The sequence below is a fragment of the Pantoea sp. B9002 genome (assembly GCF_013385945.1).
In the GTDB taxonomy this organism is placed as follows: domain Bacteria; phylum Pseudomonadota; class Gammaproteobacteria; order Enterobacterales; family Enterobacteriaceae; genus Pantoea.
On sequence record NZ_JACAPA010000010.1, the window covers coordinates 160,423 to 179,682 of the forward strand.

The following is a 19,260-nucleotide window of genomic DNA, read 5'->3' on the forward strand; positions in this document are numbered from 1 at the left end:
GATTTAATTTTTTATTAGCTGCATAGAATGGCTGCGCTGTGAGCAATCAATAATATTGACGCCGTTCCACGCTAATTCTTGTTCCAGCTCTTTGTCTTTTAATTGGTCAGTAATGAGGAAGTCCACATCGCGATAATGACAAATACGCGCGAATGAGGGCCGCAGAAATTTACTTCCGTCCAGCAGCAGATGTTTTCTTTCCGCTGCTAATAACATTTGCTGTTTTAAATGTGCGTTGTTTTCGTTACCTTCACGTAAATAACCGTCATTGCCTAAACTGCTACAGGAGAAAAAGATCTTATTGATCTGAAATTCCCTGAGCGGTTGCTCGGCGACGACGCCGTGGAAATCTTCATAACGGTCAGAATATTCTCCCCCCAGACAGATGGTGCGGATACTGCCGCGCGCCGCAAGGGTTTGCACAATCCTGATGGAATTGGTTAATACCGTTAATTCAATATCCGGCAGCTGTCGCGCTAAATACCAGCAAGTGGTGCTGCTATCGAGTAATATACAATCGCCGGGGCTAATGAAATCGAGTGCGCGTTTGGCAATAGCCATCTTTGCATCAACATGTTCATTGACTCTCTGGCGGAAAGATAAATCATACTCGTTAATACCTCGCGTATTTCCCTGAATGTTGGCGGCCTGTCGTTTTGCTGGTACCGCACCACCGTGACTGCGTTGTAACAGACCACGTTTCTCCAGCTGCGTTAAATCACGCCGAATGGTTTCTTGTGAAACCTGACATAACGTGACTAATTCAGCGACAATGACCCGACCATTTAAATTTAATTCGTCAATAATTCGCTGCTGTCTTTCAATCGGCAACATAACTAACCTCCGATGGCTATAAATTACTGGATAGCGCTGCGGGAAAGTGTGGGCTGCGCACGAGTCCACAGTCACCAAAACGCCTTAGCTGATTAGAGTGATCTGGATCTGACTTCGATGTAAATGAGATGTCTGGTTATCAAAATTAAGTGATCTGCTTCACGTAAATAAGCCTAATGGCGCAAAATCCGCGTTCTACGCGCGTTGCATACCCGCAACATGGATTTAACCTAACATGACCGCTTATGACCGTTTGTGTGTATTTGACCGTTTTGTGATTAGTCAACAAGAGTCCGACGAATCCGATTGAGCAGTAATCGGTCAAAACGGATGATGAGCGCTTGCGCCATCCAGTACCCGTTCGCCACCAGGTGACTGCTTTTTCAGCGGTTAACCTCGCTTTTAGGGCCGGCTCACAGTTTAGGCCTGCTGACAGCGTTCCCGTTGCGCTATTATTTTCTTTCCAGGAATTTGGGGACCGATTTTTTTGATGTCGTATTGGATGAAGTTACTGCTTTTATTGCCCTTTCTTTTTGTCGCGTGCGTACAGGCTCAGCCACTGCAAAAGTCATTTTCTGACTGGCAACTGACCTGTAACAATGCGGCTTTTTGCGTGGCACGCAGTTTTCCCGGTGACAACGGCTTAGTGATGACGCTCTCACGTCATGCTGGCGTCAACGATCGCCCCTTGCTGCGTATCGATTACGGCAGCGCCTACAGCGGTGAGCTGTCGGGCGGCCCGCTCAAGGATAATCTGCTGCTCGATCAACGCCGTCTGACGCCGGATCTCAAACACTGGACGGTGGAACCGCATCATCTGGCGACCAGCAATGCTATCGCCATCGACGAGTTTCTGGCGCAGACGCTGGATGCGCAAAATCTGCAGCTGACCTATAAAGCCAACGCCACCATTCCGCTGAGCGGCATGAAGGCGGCGTTACTGTTAATGGATGACGTGCAGGGCCGCGTCAACGGTGCCAGCGCCTGGGTGAAGCGCGGCGACCGCGTGCAGTGGGATGTGCCGCCGCAGCCAGCGTTGCCGGCGTTACCTTCGCCGTTACCGCCGCCGCCGCCGCTGACGCAGGAAGAGACCAGCGGTTTAATTGATTTTGGTACCTGGCGGGTGAATACCGATAACTGCTCGCTCGATCCGCTGCGGCGTGAAGTGAGCGTTTCACCGCTGACTGACAGCAAAGCACTGCTGCTGATCAGCTGCGAAACCGGCGCCTATAACGTTATCGATCTGGCATTTGAAGTGACGCGCGGCGCGCCTTATGTGTCGCGTGGTTTGAGCTTAACGCTGCCGTTTACCCCAGCTTCGCGCAGCGATAATCAGCTGGAGCTGGTGAACGCGGAATTCGATGCCAGCAATGGATTGCTTTACACCTTCAGTAAAGGACGTGGCTTGGGGGATTGCGGCGTGGCAACGCGCTGGCAGTATGACGGCAACGAGTTTGTGCTGGCAGAGTATGCGGAAGAGAAGACCTGCGATGCGTGGCACAGCAGCGAGGATTGGCCAACGTTGTGGGTTAGCCAACCGCAAAATCCGGTGCAGTCGCGTTAATGTCGCGTGCAGCATTACATCATTGCACATTCCGTAGCGGCGCGATTTATCGCGCAATGAATTGCGCCGCTACAGCCTGTGGCACCGTTAACGAATCGCCTGCACCGTCATCGGTGAACCCGATTGATTGCCCACCAGCTCGGTCAGCATATTATTCACGCCATCACTCATCGGGGTGAAACGCGTTAACGGCGAGCGGGTCACCACCACAAACACGCCGACGTTGTGCTGCGGCACCATCGCCATATAGGTAATGAAGCCGCCGCCGCCGCCGGTTTTCTGAATAATTCCCGGACGACCTTCCTTCGGCCCCATATAGACCCAACCCATGCCCAGCGCATCGGCGCGGCCCGGCACATCCATGCCTTCCACTTTGGTTAGTTGGTCGCGACGATAGATCAGCGTTTGCAGGCGATCAATTTGCGGCGTGCGATGATTCACCGCCGAGTTGAGGAACTGCTGCATCCAGCGGCCCATATCGTCTGGCGTTGAGTAAACGCCGCCGCTGCCGATGGCCGCCAGCGTGTTGTTACACGGACTGGCGCCTTTCTCGGCAATCATCAGACGCTGACACTGATCCGGTGACGGCGTAAAGGTGGTGTCTTTCATGCCCAGCGGACGCGTTATCAACTGCTGAAACAGTGCTGGATACGGCATGCCCGCCGCTTTGGCGAGCGCATCGCTCAGCAGATCAAAGCCCAGGTTGGAATAGGCGGCATTGGTGCCTGGCGCGGCCTTTAATGCCGCACCGCTCAGCCACTGCCAGCGATCGGACTTGGTCGGCCAGACAAACACCGGACGATGCGGTTTACCGCCGGGCTGTTCGCGCGGCAGGCCGCTGGTATGCGTGGAGAGGTTAATCAGGCGAATCGGCTGGCCATTATAGCTCGGCACGCGCGCGCCAGGCGGCGCGTATTTGCTTAGCGGATCGTCAAGACGCAGTTGACCGCGTTCGGCCATCTTCACCATCACTTCGCTGGTCATCAGCTTGCTGAGGGAGGCAATACGAATCACCGAATCGGGCTGCGGACGCACGTTGTTGCCGGGGCGCGTATCACCAAAGCTGGCGAAAACCCGCTGATTGCCATCAATCGCCACCAGCGCCATGCCGGTTGCGCCGCTGCCATAGAAAATGTGCTCGGCGTAGCGATCAACAATTTGCGATGCCAACAGCGGATCGGGCGACGACTGCGCCATGCTTTTTAATGGAAGCACAGAAACCATTAAGGCCAGTAAAAAAGGAGTACGTTTTTTCAACGGGAAAGCGTCCGCTATGAGAATCGGAGGAAAGCTTATAGTAATCAGTTTGAGCGAGGCGTGAAGGGGGCAGGGCGGATTTTTTTCTGTATCAGGCTGTGATCAAAAAATGGCCCTTACGCCAAAAAGACGCAGGGCCAGATCGATTAGTGCGGCTTGAGTAAGGCTTCGGTGTGGCTAACGATGTTCTCGACGGTGAAACCGAATTCCGGGAACAGTTTGCCGGCGGGAGCTGACTCACCAAAGGTGGTCATACCGACAATCGCGCCGTCCAGACCAACATACTTGTACCAGTAATCAGCAATACCGGCTTCAACCGCCACGCGCGCTTTCACGCCGGATGGCAGCACCGATTCGCGATACGCGACGTCCTGCTTATCAAACACGTCGGTGCTCGGCAGTGAAACCACGCGGATCTTGTGACCGGCGGCAGTGAGTTTATCCGCCGCGCCCAGCGCGATTTCAATTTCCGAACCGGTGGCGATGATGATCGCATCCGGCGTGCCGTTGCTGTCCTGCAGCACATAGCCACCGCGCGCGATGTTCGCTACCTGCTCTTTGCTGCGCTCTGGCTGCAGCAGGTTCTGACGCGACAGGATCAGCGCAGTTGGCCCGTGATGGCGCTCCACGGCGGCTTGCCATGCCACGGCGGTTTCTACCTGATCGCACGGACGCCACAGGCTCATGTTCGGCGTGACGCGCAGGCTGGCAATCTGCTCAACCGGCTGGTGCGTCGGACCATCTTCGCCAAGGCCGATGGAGTCATGCGTATACACCAGCACCTGACGCGCCTTCATCAGCGCTGCCATGCGTACCGCATTACGCGCGTACTCGACGAACATCAGGAAGGTGGCGGTGTAAGGCACGAAGCCGCCGTGATGCGCGATGCCGTTGCCGATCGCTGTCATACCAAATTCACGTACGCCGTAGTGAATGTAGTTACCGGCGCTATCCTCTTTGATCGATTTTGAGCCCGACCAGATGGTGAGGTTACTCGGTGCCAGATCCGCTGAGCCGCCGAGGAATTCCGGCAGCAGCTTGCCAAACACTTCCAGCGTATTTTGTGAGGCTTTACGGCTGGCGATTTTCTGTGGATTGGCCTGCAGCTCTTCGACAAACTTCTGCACTTCGCTATTCCAGTTAGCCGGCATTTCACCGCTCAGACGACGGGTAAACTCCTGCGCCAACTCGGGATGCGCCTCTTTATAAGCGGTAAATTTATCATCCCAGGATTTCTCGCGATGCGCGCCCGCTTCTTTGGCATCCCACTGCTGATAAATCTCTTTCGGGATCTCAAATGGCGGATAGTGCCAGCCCAGTTTCTGCCGCGTCAGCGCCACTTCCTCTTCGCCCAGCGCCGCACCGTGCGACTCCTCTTTACCGGCTTTGTTCGGCGAGCCGAAGCCGATAGTGGTGCGGCAGATAATCAGTGACGGCTTATCGGTGACGCTTTGCGCCTCTTTAATCGCCGCAGCGATCGCTTCCGAATCGTGGCCGTCGATACCTTCTGCGCTACCCACGACGTGCCAGTTGTAGGCTTCGAAGCGTTTGTGCGTGTCGTCGGTGAACCAGCCTTCGGTTTCACCATCGATGGAGATGCCGTTGTGATCGTAGAAGCCAATCAGTTTGCCGAGACCGAGCGTGCCGGCCAGCGAGCTCACTTCGTGCGAGATGCCTTCCATCAAACAGCCATCGCCCATAAACACGTAGGTGTGGTGATCGACGATGTCGTGGCCGGGACGGTTAAACTGCGCCGCCAGCGTGCGTTCGGCAATCGCTAAACCCACCGCGTTGGCCAAGCCCTGGCCGAGCGGACCGGTGGTGGTTTCTACGCCAGGCGTGTAGCCGAGTTCAGGGTGTCCCGGCGTTTTTGAGTGCAGCTGACGGAAGTTTTTCAGCTCTTCCATCGGCAGGTCGTAGCCGGTGAGATGCAGCAGGCTGTAAAGCAGCATCGAGCCGTGACCGTTGGAAAGAATAAAGCGGTCACGATCGGCCCACGCCGGATTGTTTGGATTGTGTTTCAGCACATCGCGCCATAACACTTCGGCGATATCTGCCATGCCCATTGGCATGCCGGGGTGCCCGGAATTTGCTTTTTGTACCGCATCCATGCTGAGTGCACGAATCGCGTTAGCCAACTCTCTGCGTGAAGACATAAGGTTCTCCCTTGTGATTTGGCGATAGCGGATGAGCCAATGCCCATCCGCCATAAGAGTGAGTGCGGATTACAGACGAGAAGAGAGCACGTCTTCCAGCTTCTGCTGGTCGATGGCGAACTGACGGATGCCGTCTGACAGTTTTTCTACCGCCATCGGATCCTGATTGTGTTCCCAGCGGAATTCCGCTTCAGACAGTGAAGCTGGCTGATGGAAGCCTTCGGTTGATGGCTCCAGCTTACGCTCCAGCGGCGCATCGCTGTTGGCCAGCTCTTCCAGCAGGTTAGGGGAAATGGTCAAACGGTCGCAGCCGGCCAGCGCCTGAATCTGTTCCACTTTACGGAAGCTGGCGCCCATGATGACGGTGCTGTAACGGTGCTTCTTGTAGTAATCGTAGATACGACGCACAGATTTCACGCCCGGATCTTCATCAACCACATACGGGTCTATAGGTTTGCGGGTGTTGTACCAGTCGTAAATACGGCCAACAAACGGCGAAATCAGGAACACACCGGCTTCGGCACAGGCACGCGCCTGAGCGAAGGAGAACAGCAGCGTCAGGTTGCACTGAATGCCGTTTTTCTCCAGCTCCTCGGCGGCTTTGATACCTTCCCAGGTTGATGCCAGTTTGATCAGAATGCGTGAGCGGTCGATGCCGTACTCTTCGTACAGACGTACCAGCTTCTCGGCTTTGGTGACACACATGCCACGATCGAAGGAGAGGCGCGCATCCACTTCGGTCGAAACACGGCCCGGTATGCTTTTCAGAATTTCCATACCGAGGTTGATCGCCACTTTGTCGCTGGCGTTGATGATTTGCGTCTCTTTGCTACCGCCCTGTTTTTTCGCGTAGTCGATGGCGTCATCAATCAGATGTTTATAACCCTCAAGTCCGGCGGCTTTCAGAATCAATGATGGGTTAGTGGTCGCGTCTTCTGGATTGTAATGGCGAATGGATTCGATATCGCCGCTGTCCGCCACCACGGTGGTGTATTGTTTCAATGCATCTAGCTGGTTCATCACTTAACTCCTTGATTAGCAATAATGTGGGCAAAGGTGTTGCACCCATTCCTGTTAAGTATTGGTCCAACACAGTGCTACAGACGTTACACGAAGAAAATGCGTTTTCTCTGATTGTGGCATCGTGGCGTTTAAGAGGTGCGATAGTGAAAGGAGGACTTGCCTAAACGGTTCAGCTACGCTTTTTGCCATCAATAAGGATAGCAGGCTGTGCCGATCCCGCAGGCGAAGCGGTGGCAATCCGTGCCTTTCCGACTGTGCATTCTTTGAGCGCCTTCACCCTCTTTTATGCCGCACATTCCTATACTGAACGCCTATTTAGCGATGCCAAAGGATGCCTAATGGACGATCAACTCAAGCAAAGCGCTCTCGATTTTCATCAATTCCCCACGCCCGGAAAAATTCAGGTTTCACCCACTAAACCCTTAGCCACGCAGCGCGATCTGGCGTTGGCCTATTCGCCCGGCGTCGCTGCGCCTTGTCTGGAAATTGCCGCCGATCCGCTGGCGGCGCGCAAATACACCGCGCGCGGCAATCTGGTGGCGGTGATCTCTAACGGCACGGCGGTGCTGGGATTGGGCAATATTGGCGCGCTGGCGAGTAAGCCGGTGATGGAAGGCAAGGGCGTGCTGTTTAAAAAGTTCGCCGGCATTGACGTGTTTGATATCGAAATCGATGAGCGCGATCCCGATAAGTTGATTGAGGTGATTGCCGCGCTGGAACCCACTTTTGGTGGCATCAACCTGGAAGATATCAAAGCGCCCGAGTGTTTCTATATTGAGCAACAGCTGCGTGAGCGCATGCAGATTCCGGTGTTCCACGACGATCAGCACGGCACGGCGATCATCTGTACCGCAGCGGTGCTCAACGGCTTAACCATCGTCAAAAAAGCCATCAGCGATGTGCGGCTGGTGGTTTCTGGCGCGGGCGCTTCGGCGATTGCCTGTCTGAATCTGCTGGTGGCGCTCGGCATGCAGCAGCACAACATTGTGGTGTGCGATTCGAAAGGCGTGATCTATCGCGATCGCGAGCCGAATATGACGCCGACCAAAGCCGCCTACGCGGTGGCCGACAGCGGCGCACGCACGCTGGACGAGGTGATTGGCGGCGCGGATATCTTCCTCGGCTGTTCCGGCCCCAAAGCGCTGACACCGGAGATGGTGCAGAAGATGGCGCAGGATCCACTGATTCTGGCGCTGGCCAATCCCGAACCAGAAATCATGCCGCCGCTGGCCAAACAGGTGCGGCCCGACGCGATTATCTGCACCGGGCGCTCTGATTTCCCCAATCAGGTGAACAACGTGCTGTGCTTCCCGTTTATCTTTCGCGGCGCGCTGGATGTGGGTGCCACGGCGATCAATGAAGAGATGAAACTGGCGGCGGTCCACGCGATTGCGGCGCTGGCGCAGGCAGAACAGAGCGATGTGGTGGCGTCGGCGTATGACGATCAGGATCTGAGTTTCGGCCCGGAATACCTGATCCCCAAACCGTTCGATCCGCGTTTAATCGTGCAGATCGCGCCCGCAGTGGCGAAAGCGGCGATGGAATCGGGCGTCGCCACGCGACCAATTGAGGATTTTGATGCTTATCGTGAGCAGCTCACCGAGTTCGTCTACAAAACCAACCTGTTTATGAAACCGATCTTCTCGCAGGCGCGCAAAGATCCCAAACGCGTGGTGCTGGCCGAAGGCGAAGAGGTGCGCGTGCTGCACGCCACGCAGGAGTTGGTGACGTTGGGGCTGGCGAAGCCGATTCTGATTGGCCGTCCAAATGTCATCGCCATGCGTCTGCAAAAGCAGGGTTTAAAGATCGAGGCCGGCAAAGATTTTGAGATCGTCAATAACGAGTCCGATCCGCGCTTCAAAGCGTACTGGAACGAGTATTACCAGATCATGAAACGGCGCGGCGTGACGCCGGAAACCGCCCAGCGCGCGGTGATCGGCAATCCCACGTTGATTGGCGCGATCATGGTGCATCGCGGTGAAGCCGACGCGCTGATCTGCGGCACCATCGGCGATTATCAGGAACATTATGATGTGGTGGAGAAAGTGTTTGGGCTGCGAGAGGACGTCAAGGTGGCGGGCGCGATGAATGCGCTGCTGCTGCCGAGCGGCAATACCTTTATTGCTGATACATACGTCAATGAAGATCCCAGTGCGCAACAGTTGGCGGATATCACGCTGCTGGCGGCGGAAACGGTGCGACGTTTCGGCATTGAACCGCGCGTGGCGCTGCTGTCACACTCCAGCTTTGGCACCTCAAATGCGCCGGGCGCGCGCAAAATGCGCGAAGTGCTGGCGCTGATTCAGCAACGCGCACCGGATCTGGAGATTGACGGTGAGATGCACGGCGATGCGGCGCTGGTTGAGAGCATTCGCCGTGAACTGATGCCGGATAGCCCGCTAAAAGGCACCGCAAATTTGCTGATTATGCCGAACGTCGAAGCGGCGCGTATCAGCTATAACCTGCTGCGCGTCTCCTGCTCCGAAGGTGTCACGGTGGGACCGGTGTTGATGGGGATCAGCAAGCCGGTGCATGTGTTGACGCGCATCGCATCGGTGCGGCGCATTGTGAATATGGTGGCGTTAGCGGTGGTGGAGGCGCAGACAGAGCCGTTGTAACGACTTGATTGGCGAATGTGTTGCGCCGCAATGAAATTCTGAACACATTGTAGCGGCGCAATTCATTGCGCGATAAATCGCGCCGCTACAGGAGTGTGCGGTTTGTTAATTATTTAGCTTCAACCAATCTTTGACTGGCAGGAAATCGCGGTACAAGGCGGCTTCGGGGGAATCGGCTTGTGGCTGATAATCGTATTCCCAGCGCACCAGCGGTGGCATCGACATCAAAATGGATTCGGTGCGGCCGCCGGTTTGCAGGCCAAACAGCGTGCCGCGATCCCACACCAGATTGAACTCGACGTAGCGACCACGACGATAAAGCTGGAACTGGCGCTCGCTATCGCCCCACGGCAGCGCTTTGCGCCTGGCCACAATCGGCAGATAGGCGTTGGCGAAACCGTTGCCGACCGCCTGCATGAAATCGAAGCAGTAATCGAAATCGGGCGTGTTCAGGTCGTCATAAAACAGGCCGCCGATGCCGCGTTGCTCGTCGCGATGCTTGAGGTAGAAGTAATCGTCGCACCACTTTTTATAGCGCGGATAAACATCCTCACCAAACGGCTGGCACAGATCGTGTGCGGTTTGATGCCAGTGCAGCGCATCCTCTTCGAAGCCGTAATAGGGCGTGAGATCGAAACCACCGCCAAACCACCACACCGGATCGGCGCCCGGTTTTTCCGCAATAAAGAAGCGCACGTTGGCGTGGCTGGTTGGCACGTAAGGATTGGATGGATGTACCACCAGCGACACGCCCATCGCTTCAAAGCTGCGGCCAGCCAGTTCGGGACGATGCGCGGTGGCGGATGCGGGCATTTGATCGCCGTGCACGTGCGAGAAGTTTACGCCGGCCTGTTCAAATACCGCGCCATCACGCAATACGCGACTGCGTCCGCCGCCGCCGCCGGGACGTTGCCACTCATCTTCGGCAAAGCTCGCCTTGCCATCTTCCGCCGCTAATTGGGCGCAAATATCATCTTGCAGCGCCAGCAAAAAGGCTTTGACGCGGGAAATATCGGGATTGCTCATCAGTCACTCGTTCCAGAAATTTGCCGCGATTCTACCACAGGATAAAGGCTATGCTTCGCGACGATCGACCTCATCGAAGTAGCGGGCGATGCCGTCGGCAATGGCGCTGGCAATTTTCTGGCGGAACGCCTGCGTGCCGAGCAGCTGCTCCTCACGCGGATTGGTAATGAAGGAGGTTTCCACCAGCACCGAAGGAATCGACGGCGATTTCAGCACCGCAAACGCGGCCTGTTCGGTGTGCTGGCTGTGCAGATGATGCACCGGGCGAATCTGATCGAGGACGTGCTTACCCAGCGTCAGGCTGTTGCGGATGGTATCGGTCTGCACCAGATCGAACAGAATCTGGTTGAGGTAATGATCTTTATCCTGCACCTCAGCGCCGCCCACTTTGTCGGCATCGTTTTCACGCTGCGACAGGTAACGCGCCATCGCGCTGCTGGCACCACGATTCGAAAGGGCAAATACCGATGCGCCGTTCGCGTCCGGGCTGGTGTAGCCGTCGGCGTGAATCGACATAAACAGGTTAGCGCCGTGCTGGTGGGCGATTTCGACGCGCTGATAGAGCGGAATAAAGTGGTCGCTGTCGCGCGTCAGGCGCACTTCGATGCGCGGATGCGACTGCAGCAGCGTCTTCACGGTGTTAGCGATCGCCAGCACGATGTGTTTCTCTTCCGAACCCTCTTCGCCAACTGCGCCGGAATCGATGCCGCCGTGGCCGGGATCGATCATCACGATGCGTTTGCCGTTGCTGGCGGGTTTCGGTGGCGTATGACGCGGACTGACGCGCAAATCGCTGTTCTGTTCTTTGGCCTGCACCGCGCGCGGTGACAACACCGCCAGCGCTAAACCGGAAAGTATCAGTTGGCGACGATTGGTAAGGCGCTTAAGCAGTGAAATCTTCTTCATTTACGGGTCCATGGCAGGTAAATCCTGCCCAGTGTTATAGCGTAACAATTGCCAGGCGGCGACCTCGTAACTATTTCAAGTGTTTACTTTCTATTGCAACAGACTAATAGCCATGTCGCGCTTTTTTTGCCCCGTTGTCACGCGTGAGGGTTGCGCCTGGCAAAGAATGCGTGATAATCAGCGAATTGTGCCTAACCGCAGGGTAACGTCGATGGAAATCCGTTCTTTCCGCCAGGAAGATTTTGAAGAAGTGATCACGCTCTGGGAGCGTTGCGATTTGTTACGCCCATGGAACGATCCGGAGCTGGACATTGAACGCAAAATGAACCACGACGCGGAACTGTTTCTGGTCGCGGAAGTCGGTGGCGAAGTGGTGGGTACGGTGATGGGCGGCTACGATGGCCATCGCGGCTCCGTCTACTATCTGGCGGTACATCCTGATTATCAGGGCCGCGGCTTTGCCAATGCATTGATGAATCGTCTTGAGAAGAAGCTGATTGCGCGCGGTTGCCCAAAAATTAATTTGATGGTGCGCGAAGAGAACGATCAGGTGGTGGCGTTCTATGAAAAGCTTGAATACGAGCCGGTGGATTCGCTGCTGCTGGGCAAGCGTTTGATTGAAGATCGCGAGTATTAATGGTCGCTTTGAAATACCTTCCCGAAGAGTACGATGCGAAAGGGCAGCTGCGGCTGCCGTTTCTTTTCTGGCTGATCCTGTTGTTGCAGGCGCGCACCTGGCTGCTGCTGGTGATGGCGGGCGCATCGCGTCAGCAGGGCAATGATTTGCTGGCGCTGTTCTATCCCGATCGCCAAAGCTTCTGGCTGGGACTGGCGTTAGGCATTCCGTCGGCTATCGGCCTGTTGCTGACCGGCTATCGCCAGCGCTGGCCGCGCCTGTGGCAAAGCTGGCGTCATGTATTGAGCGCATCGCTACTTATCAGCCTGCTGTGGCAAGGTTCCATCCTGCTGCAAGGCGCCTTTCCCGACTCGCCGCTGCCGCTATTACTGACGCTGTTTGACCTGCTGGCGTTGTTCTGGCTGCAAACGCAACCTCGCCTGCGCGACTGCTTTCTGCCGGAACATCAGCAGGTCGAATAAACTTTTTGCCGGTTTGCGACTCCAACAGGCACGCCAATCGGCTTAGCAGATCAAGGAGTTTTCATGAAAGTTGTTCGTCACGCACTGCTGGTTAGCAGCATGGTTCTGGCCGGCTGCGCCAGTTCGGGTTCCTCTTCCAGCGCGAGCGATAGCGAAAGCCATTGGTACAATCCGCTTAGCTATCACTGGTCGGCGCTCAATCCGCTCGGCTGGTTTGGTGGATCGCTGGAGGTCACCGAGCAAGGCGTTGCGGGCCTGACGAGCACCACCTCGATGTCGGAAGACGCCATCAATAAAGCGCTGAACGGCGATTACAAACTGCGTCAGGGCATGCGCACGCAGAATGGTCAGGTGGTGGATTTCTGGCAGGCGCTGGATGGCGACAAGGTTAAGTTGGTGATTAACGGCAGCAGCAGCGTAGAGCGCATTGAAGTGCAGGATGCCGATGCCAAAGCGGCGGACGGTAGCAAGATCGGCGATCCGTTCAGCGACAAGTTCAGCAAAGCCTTTAATAACTGCAAAATGGTCACCGGTCTTGATGCACGCGATGTTGAGTGCCGTGCGCCGGGCAGCCAGCACATCTCCTACATTTACAGCGGTGAATGGCATGGTCCGGAAGGCTTGATGCCGTCGGACGATACCCTGAAAAGCTGGAAAATCAGCAAGATTGTCTGGCAGCGTTAAACCAGATAAAACTTGCTTAAACACCCGCTAAAACAGTGTGGCTTTCCGGTATGATACGGGCGAAAAAAACATCGTCTAACCTTCATGCCGGAGAGCATTGCAATGTCTCAGTTTCAGAGCGGGATCCTGTTGGAGCACCGCCGTTTCGCCATTTGGCTTGAAGCCCGCGTCACGGGCGATCTTGACGCGCTGCGCCAGGGCAGCAAATCCTTCTTACAGCAGCTTGAAGCGCTGCAAACGCAATTCAGTGATGCCGGATTGGGCGCGGTGATCGCCTTTGGCGATGCGCTGTGGCGCGATCTGCAAGGCAACGCTTCTGCACCTGAACTCAAAGCTTTCTCCGCACTGGGTAACGGCATTGCGCCTGCCACGCAGCGCGATTTGCTGATCCATATTCAATCCCAACGACACGACGTGAACTTCGCGCTGGCTCAGGCGGCACTTAGCGCCTTTGCCGCTGCGGTAAATATCGAAGAAGAGACGCACGGTTTCCGCTGGATTGAAGACCGCGATCTGTCGGGCTTCGTCGATGGCACGGAAAATCCGCAGGGCGAAGCGCGCAAGGAAGTGGCGATTATCAGCGCAGGCGCGGATGCGGGCGGCAGCTATGTGTTTACCCAGCGCTGGGAGCATAACCTCAAGCTGTGGAATCGCATGGCGGTGGAGAAGCAGGAAGCGATTATTGGCCGGACTAAAGAGACGGATGAAGAGCTGCCGGGCGATCAGCGCCCTGCGACGTCGCATCTCAGCCGTGTCGATCTGAAAGAAGAGGGCAAAGGGCTGAAGATTCTGCGCCAAAGCCTGCCATACGGCAGCGCCAGCGGCACGCATGGCCTCTATTTCATCTCGTATTGTCATCGTCTCTACAATATTGAGCAGCAGCTGCTGAGCATGTTCGGCGAGCGCGACGGCAAAATGGACGCCATGTTGCGCTTCACTAAACCGGTAAGCGGTAGCTACTTTTTTGCGCCGTCGTTGGATGCTTTGCAAGCGCTGTAACATCTATGAATTAAGGTCAACAGAGCGCGATTAATCGCGCCGCTACGGATACTTGCACTCATTTGTAGCGGCGCAATTTATTGCGCAATGAATCGCTTCCATGCTGATTTACATTCCCATTCACCGCATAAACTCTGCCGCCGTCTTATGCTTTTTTAGACTTTGAAATCCCTAAACGATATATAAAACCGTTACAGCTTTCCCCTGAGTTATAAATACACTGACAGCATCTAATGGCATTGGCTTAATTGCCGTCTTTCAGGGTGCAGCATGACACTTCCGATTTCGAAAAAATGGCTTGGCGGTATCGCGCTGTCGTGTGCTTTAGCGAGTGCGGCGCAAGCGACCGAGTTGCTGAATAGCTCTTACGACGTTTCGCGCGAACTGTTCGTTGCCCTGAATGCGCCATTTGAAAAGCAGTGGGACGCTGCCCATCCCAATGACAAGCTGACTATCAAGCAGTCGCACGCCGGTTCTTCTAAGCAGGCGCTGGCGATTCTGCAAGGTCTGCGCGCCGATGTGGTGACCTACAATCAGGTCACCGATGTGCAGGTGCTGCACGACAAAGGCCAACTGATTCCCGCTGACTGGCAACAACGTCTGCCAAACAGCAGCTCACCGTTTTACTCCACCATGGCGTTTCTGGTGCGTAAAGGTAACCCGAAGCAGATTCACAACTGGGCCGATCTGGCGCGCGATAACGTGAAGCTGATTTTCCCTAACCCAAAAACCTCGGGTAATGGCCGTTACACCTATCTCGCCGCGTGGGGCGCTGCCGATCAGGCGGATGGCAAAGATATAGCTAAAACCAGAGCCTTTATGGCGAAGTTCCTGAAGAACGTTGAAGTGTTTGATACCGGCGGTCGCGGTGCTACCACCACCTTTGCCGAGCGCGGTCTGGGCGATGTGCTGATCAGCTTTGAATCGGAAGTGAATAACATCCGTAATCAGTACGGCAAAGACCAGTACGAAGTGATCGTGCCAAAAACCAATATTCTGGCGGAGTTCCCGGTGGCGTGGGTCGACAAAAATGTCGAGCACAACGGCACCACCGACGCGGCCAAAGCCTATCTGAATTATCTCTACACGCCTGAAGCGCAGAAAATCATCACCAGTTACTACTATCGCGTGAATAACCCGCAGCTGATGGCGGAGCAGAAAGATCGCTTCCCGCAGACTGAACTGTTCAACGTCAAAGACGCCTTTGGCGGCTGGGAAAACGTCATGAAAGTCCATTTTGCCAATGACGGTGAGCTGGACAAATTACTGGCAGCGGGGCGCGGTTAATGTTCGCGCTCGCTCAAAAACGTGTCTTGCCGGGCTTTGGATTGAGCCTCGGCACCAGCTTACTGTTTACCTGCCTGATTCTGCTGCTGCCAATCAGCGCGCTGCTGATGCAGCTGTCGCAGATGACGCTGGCGCAATACTGGGCGGTGATTAGCCATCCACAGCTGATCGCCGCGTATAAAGTGACGATTTTGGCGGCGGGCGTGGCCTCGCTGTTCAACGCCGTATTCGGCATGTTGATGGCGTGGATTTTGACGCGCTATCGCTTCCCCGGCCGCACGCTGCTTGATGGGTTGATGGATCTGCCGTTTGCGCTGCCGACTGCGGTAGCGGGTTTAACGCTGGCGGGCCTGTTTTCGGTCAACGGCTGGTACGGTCAGTGGCTGGCGCATTTTGATATCAAAGTCTCTTACACCTGGCTTGGCATTGCCGTGGCCATGGCCTTTACCAGCATTCCGTTTGTGGTGCGTACCGTGCAGCCGGTGCTGGAAGAGTTAGGTCCGGAATATGAAGAAGCTGCGGAAACGCTGGGCGCAACGCGCTGGCAGAGCTTCCGTCGCGTGGTGCTGCCAGAAGTGGCGCCGGCGTTGCTGGCCGGCACTGCGCTGTCGTTTACCCGCAGCATCGGCGAGTTCGGCGCGGTGATCTTTATCGCCGGTAACATCGCGTGGAAAACGGAAGTGACCTCGCTGATGATTTTCGTGCGTCTGCAGGAGTTTGATTATCCGGCGGCGAGTGCCATCGCCTCGGTGATCATGGCGGCTTCTTTGCTGCTGCTGTTCGCGATTAACACCTTGCAGAGCCGCTTTGGCCGTCGCTTAGGAGGCCACTGATGGCGGAGATTTCACATATCAATCACGCCGACCGCCAGCCAATCAACTGGGGCAAGTGGCTGCTGATTGGCATCGGTGCGCTGGTTTCCATTCTGCTGCTGGTGGTGCCGATGGTTTCCATCTTCTGGGAAGCGCTCAACCAGGGTTTGGTTGCCTCGCTGAGTAACCTGAAAGATGGCGACATGCTGCACGCCATCTGGCTGACCATTTTAGTGGCGCTGATTACCGTGCCGGTCAACATGGTGTTCGGTACGCTGCTGGCGTGGTTGGTGACGCGCTTCACCTTCCCAGGCCGCCAGCTGCTGTTGACGCTGTTTGATATTCCTTTTGCGGTGTCGCCGGTGGTTGCCGGTTTGATGTATCTGCTGTTCTGGGGCGTCAACGGTCCTGCGGGTGGCTGGCTGGATGCGCACAATATTCAGATTATGTTCTCCTGGCCGGGCATGGTGCTGGCCACTATCTTCGTTACCTGTCCGTTTGTGGTGCGTGAGTTGGTGCCGGTGATGCTGAGTCAGGGCAGTCACGAAGATGAAGCGGCGGTGCTGCTGGGCGCATCCGGCTGGCAGATGTTCCGCCGCGTGACGCTGCCGAATATCCGTTGGGCGCTGATGTACGGCGTGGTGCTGACCAACGCACGTGCGATTGGTGAATTTGGTGCGGTCTCGGTGGTTTCGGGATCGATTCGCGGCGAAACCTATACCTTGCCGCTTCAGGTTGAATTACTGCATCAGGATTACAATACCGTGGGCGCCTTTACTGCCGCCGCGCTGCTGACCCTGATGGCAATCGTAACGCTGTTTCTGAAAAGCGTGGTGCAGTGGCGATTAGAGCATCAGCAGAAGCGCCTACAGGAGGAAAATCATGAGCATTGAGATTAAACAAATTAACAAAGCGTTTGACCGCACTTCGGTACTGAACGACATCTCTCTGGACATTCCTTCCGGCAAGATGGTGGCGCTGCTGGGCCCATCCGGTTCCGGTAAAACCACGCTGTTGCGCATTATCGCCGGGCTGGAGCACCAGAACAGCGGACAGATCCATTTCAATGGCAAAGACGTGAGCCGCATCCATGCGCGCGATCGTCAGGTGGGCTTTGTGTTCCAGCACTACGCACTGTTCCGCCACATGACGGTGTTCGACAACATCGCCTTTGGCCTGACGGTGCTGCCGCGCCGTGAACGTCCGAATGCCGCAGAGATCAAAAAACGCGTTACGCGTTTGCTGGAAATGGTGCAGCTGGCACATCTGGCCAACCGTTTCCCGGCGCAGCTGTCGGGCGGGCAGAAGCAGCGTGTCGCACTGGCGCGTGCGCTGGCCGTTGAGCCGCAAATTCTGCTGCTGGATGAGCCCTTTGGCGCGCTTGATGCGCAGGTGCGTAAAGAGCTGCGTCGCTGGCTGCGTCAGCTGCATGAAGAGTTGAAATTCACCAGCGTGTTCGTGACCCACGACCAGGAAGAAGCGATGGAAGTGGCGGACACCGTGGTGGTGATGAGCCAGGGCAATATCGAACAGGTTGGCACGCCAGATGACGTATGGCGCGATCCATCGACGCGCTTTGTGCTCGAATTCCTCGGTGAAGTGAATCGCTTTGCAGGCGAAGTGCACGGCTCGCAGTTCCATGTGGCCGCGCATCGCTGGCCGCTGGGCTATACGCCGGCGCATCAGGGCGAAGTTGAACTGTTCCTGCGTCCGTGGGAAATCGATATTTCACGCCAGAGCAGCCTGGAAACGCCTTTGCCGGTGCAGGTGCTGGAGATCAGTCCACGCGGTCACTTCTGGCAGTTGGTAGTGCAGCCGAGCGGCTGGCAGGGCGATGTATTCTCCGTGGTATTCGATGGCGATCACAATGCGCCGATTCGCGGTGAACGCCTGTTCGTTGGTCTGCAACAGGCGCGAATTTACCATGGCACTACGCCGCTGCGCCCGGTTGCCTTTGCCGAGAGCGCCTGATATTTTTGACACTCCTTCGGGCGGGACTTTCCCGCCCGTTTTATTTGCTCCTCTTTCGTCTGGAATCAAACCGTGACCACACTGGAAAATACCATCGGCAATACGCCGTTGATAAAGTTGCAGCGCCTGACGCCTGATAACGGCAGCGAGATCTGGCTAAAGCTGGAAGGCAACAATCCAGCCGGTTCCGTCAAAGATCGTGCGGCCTGGTCGATGATTCATCAGGCGGAGTTGCGCGGTGACATCAAACCGGGCGATACCTTAATTGAAGCCACCAGCGGCAACACCGGCATTGCGCTGGCGATGATCGCCGCGATGAAAGGCTACAAGCTGCGCCTGCTAATGCCCGATAACATGAGCCAGGAGCGCCAGGATGCGATGCGCGCCTACGGCGCTGAATTGCTGCTGGTGACGCGCGAGCAGGGCATGGAAGGGGCGCGCGATTTGGCGCAGGCGATGGCCGATCGCGGCGAAGGACGCGTGCTGGATCAGTTCAACAATCCCGATAATCCGCTGGGCCACTATCTCACCACGGGCCCGGAAATCTGGCAGCAAAGCGCTGGCCGCATGACGCATTTTGTCTCCAGCATGGGCACCACCGGCACCATTACCGGTGTTGGACGTTACCTGAAAGAGTTCGCGCCGGCGGTGAAAATAATTGGGCTGCAGCCGCAAGAGGGCAGCAGCATTCCCGGTATACGTCGCTGGCCTGAAGCCTATCTGCCCGGCATTTTCCGTCCGGAGTTAGTGGATGAGGTGATTGATATGGCGCAGCGCGAGGCGGAAGAGACCATGCGAGCGCTGGCGCAGCGTGAAGGGATCTTCTGTGGTGTCAGCTCTGGCGGCGCGGTGGCGGGCGCATTGCGTATCGCCACGGCGCAGCCAGGCAGCGTGGTGGTGGCCATTGTGTGCGATCGCGGCGACCGCTATCTCTCCACCGGCGTTTTCCACTGATCCTACTTTCCCGCCGATGAACTGGCCTGCGCGTACTGTGATGGTGCGTCCAGGCCATTTTTGTCTATAGT

At 56.1% G+C, this 19,260-nt stretch carries 17 protein-coding genes; 11 read left to right on the forward strand and 6 right to left on the reverse strand.

The genetic code is table 11. The features are described from left to right. Positions 1-3 precede the first annotated feature (3 nt). The gene (locus HX773_RS07890) at positions 4-834 is read right to left on the reverse strand and encodes a DeoR/GlpR family DNA-binding transcription regulator (protein WP_176971106.1); all 831 of its coding nucleotides are present in this window, start codon (positions 832-834) and stop codon (positions 4-6) included. Between the two features lie 490 nt (positions 835-1,324). Between HX773_RS07890 and HX773_RS07895 the strand changes: the two genes are divergently transcribed. Next, positions 1,325-2,398: a DUF1176 domain-containing protein gene (locus HX773_RS07895; RefSeq protein WP_176971107.1), complete on the forward strand. Its 1,074-nt coding sequence runs from the start codon at positions 1,325-1,327 to the stop codon at positions 2,396-2,398. Positions 2,399-2,485: 87 nt separating this feature from the next. Here HX773_RS07895 and ampH read toward each other — a convergent pair whose 3' ends face one another. The 3 genes from ampH to tal form a co-directional block, all read right to left on the reverse strand. Next, positions 2,486-3,655, reverse strand: a complete 1,170-nt coding sequence (gene ampH, locus HX773_RS07900) for a D-alanyl-D-alanine-carboxypeptidase/endopeptidase AmpH (protein WP_008107847.1) — start codon at positions 3,653-3,655, stop codon at positions 2,486-2,488. A 146-nt stretch (positions 3,656-3,801) separates the two neighbouring features. Beyond that, a complete protein-coding gene (tkt, locus tag HX773_RS07905; protein WP_176971108.1) occupies positions 3,802-5,811 on the reverse strand; it encodes a transketolase in 2,010 nt (669 codons plus the stop codon). 69 nt (positions 5,812-5,880) lie between these two features. Then, positions 5,881-6,831 carry a transaldolase gene (gene tal / locus HX773_RS07910; protein WP_176971109.1) on the reverse strand — a complete coding sequence of 317 codons (951 nt, stop codon included), beginning with the start codon at positions 6,829-6,831 and terminating at the stop codon, positions 5,881-5,883. A 341-nt stretch (positions 6,832-7,172) separates the two neighbouring features. Here tal and maeB point away from each other — a divergent pair, with 341 nt between their 5' ends. After that, entirely contained in the window at positions 7,173-9,452 is a 2,280-nt protein-coding gene (gene maeB, locus HX773_RS07915; RefSeq protein ID WP_176971110.1) for an NADP-dependent oxaloacetate-decarboxylating malate dehydrogenase, read from the forward strand. Positions 9,453-9,557: 105 nt separating this feature from the next. Here the strand turns inward: maeB and hemF are convergent, their stop codons facing one another. Next, positions 9,558-10,478 carry an oxygen-dependent coproporphyrinogen oxidase gene (gene hemF, locus HX773_RS07920; protein ID WP_176971111.1) on the reverse strand — a complete coding sequence of 307 codons (921 nt, stop codon included), beginning with the start codon at positions 10,476-10,478 and terminating at the stop codon, positions 9,558-9,560. Between the two features lie 48 nt (positions 10,479-10,526). After that, positions 10,527-11,384 (reverse strand): N-acetylmuramoyl-L-alanine amidase AmiA, encoded by an 858-nt coding sequence (amiA, locus tag HX773_RS07925; RefSeq protein WP_008107837.1) that lies wholly within the window; start codon positions 11,382-11,384, stop codon positions 10,527-10,529. A gap of 211 nt (positions 11,385-11,595) precedes the next feature. Here amiA and HX773_RS07930 point away from each other — a divergent pair, with 211 nt between their 5' ends. The 9 genes from HX773_RS07930 (at position 11,596) to cysM (ending at position 19,189) form a co-directional block, all read left to right on the forward strand. Further along, the gene (locus HX773_RS07930; RefSeq protein ID WP_061717913.1) at positions 11,596-12,021 is read left to right on the forward strand and encodes a GNAT family acetyltransferase; all 426 of its coding nucleotides are present in this window, start codon (positions 11,596-11,598) and stop codon (positions 12,019-12,021) included. Beyond that, a complete protein-coding gene (locus HX773_RS07935; protein ID WP_176971112.1) occupies positions 12,021-12,482 on the forward strand; it encodes a DUF2919 domain-containing protein in 462 nt (153 codons plus the stop codon). The genes HX773_RS07930 and HX773_RS07935 overlap by 1 nt, the downstream gene beginning before the upstream one ends. Before the next feature lie 63 nt (positions 12,483-12,545). Continuing rightward, on the forward strand, positions 12,546-13,166 hold the full coding sequence (locus HX773_RS07940) for an RpoE-regulated lipoprotein (RefSeq protein WP_176971113.1): 621 nt from the start codon (positions 12,546-12,548) through the stop codon (positions 13,164-13,166). A 102-nt stretch (positions 13,167-13,268) separates the two neighbouring features. After that, entirely contained in the window at positions 13,269-14,165 is an 897-nt protein-coding gene (locus HX773_RS07945; RefSeq protein WP_176971114.1) for a Dyp-type peroxidase, read from the forward strand. Positions 14,166-14,435: 270 nt separating this feature from the next. Continuing rightward, the gene (locus HX773_RS07950) at positions 14,436-15,452 is read left to right on the forward strand and encodes a sulfate ABC transporter substrate-binding protein (RefSeq protein WP_176971115.1); all 1,017 of its coding nucleotides are present in this window, start codon (positions 14,436-14,438) and stop codon (positions 15,450-15,452) included. Beyond that, a complete protein-coding gene (cysT, locus tag HX773_RS07955; protein ID WP_064739484.1) occupies positions 15,452-16,285 on the forward strand; it encodes a sulfate/thiosulfate ABC transporter permease CysT in 834 nt (277 codons plus the stop codon). Before HX773_RS07950 ends, cysT begins: the two co-directional genes overlap by 1 nt. Further along, positions 16,285-17,157 (forward strand): sulfate/thiosulfate ABC transporter permease CysW, encoded by an 873-nt coding sequence (gene cysW / locus HX773_RS07960; protein ID WP_176971116.1) that lies wholly within the window; start codon positions 16,285-16,287, stop codon positions 17,155-17,157. Before cysT ends, cysW begins: the two co-directional genes overlap by 1 nt. Continuing rightward, positions 17,147-18,235: a sulfate/thiosulfate ABC transporter ATP-binding protein CysA gene (gene cysA, locus HX773_RS07965; RefSeq protein WP_061717907.1), complete on the forward strand. Its 1,089-nt coding sequence runs from the start codon at positions 17,147-17,149 to the stop codon at positions 18,233-18,235. Before cysW ends, cysA begins: the two co-directional genes overlap by 11 nt. A gap of 72 nt (positions 18,236-18,307) precedes the next feature. Further along, positions 18,308-19,189, forward strand: coding sequence for a cysteine synthase CysM (gene cysM, locus HX773_RS07970; protein WP_176971117.1), 882 nt, complete (start codon positions 18,308-18,310; stop codon positions 19,187-19,189). Positions 19,190-19,260: the final 71 nt, after the last annotated feature.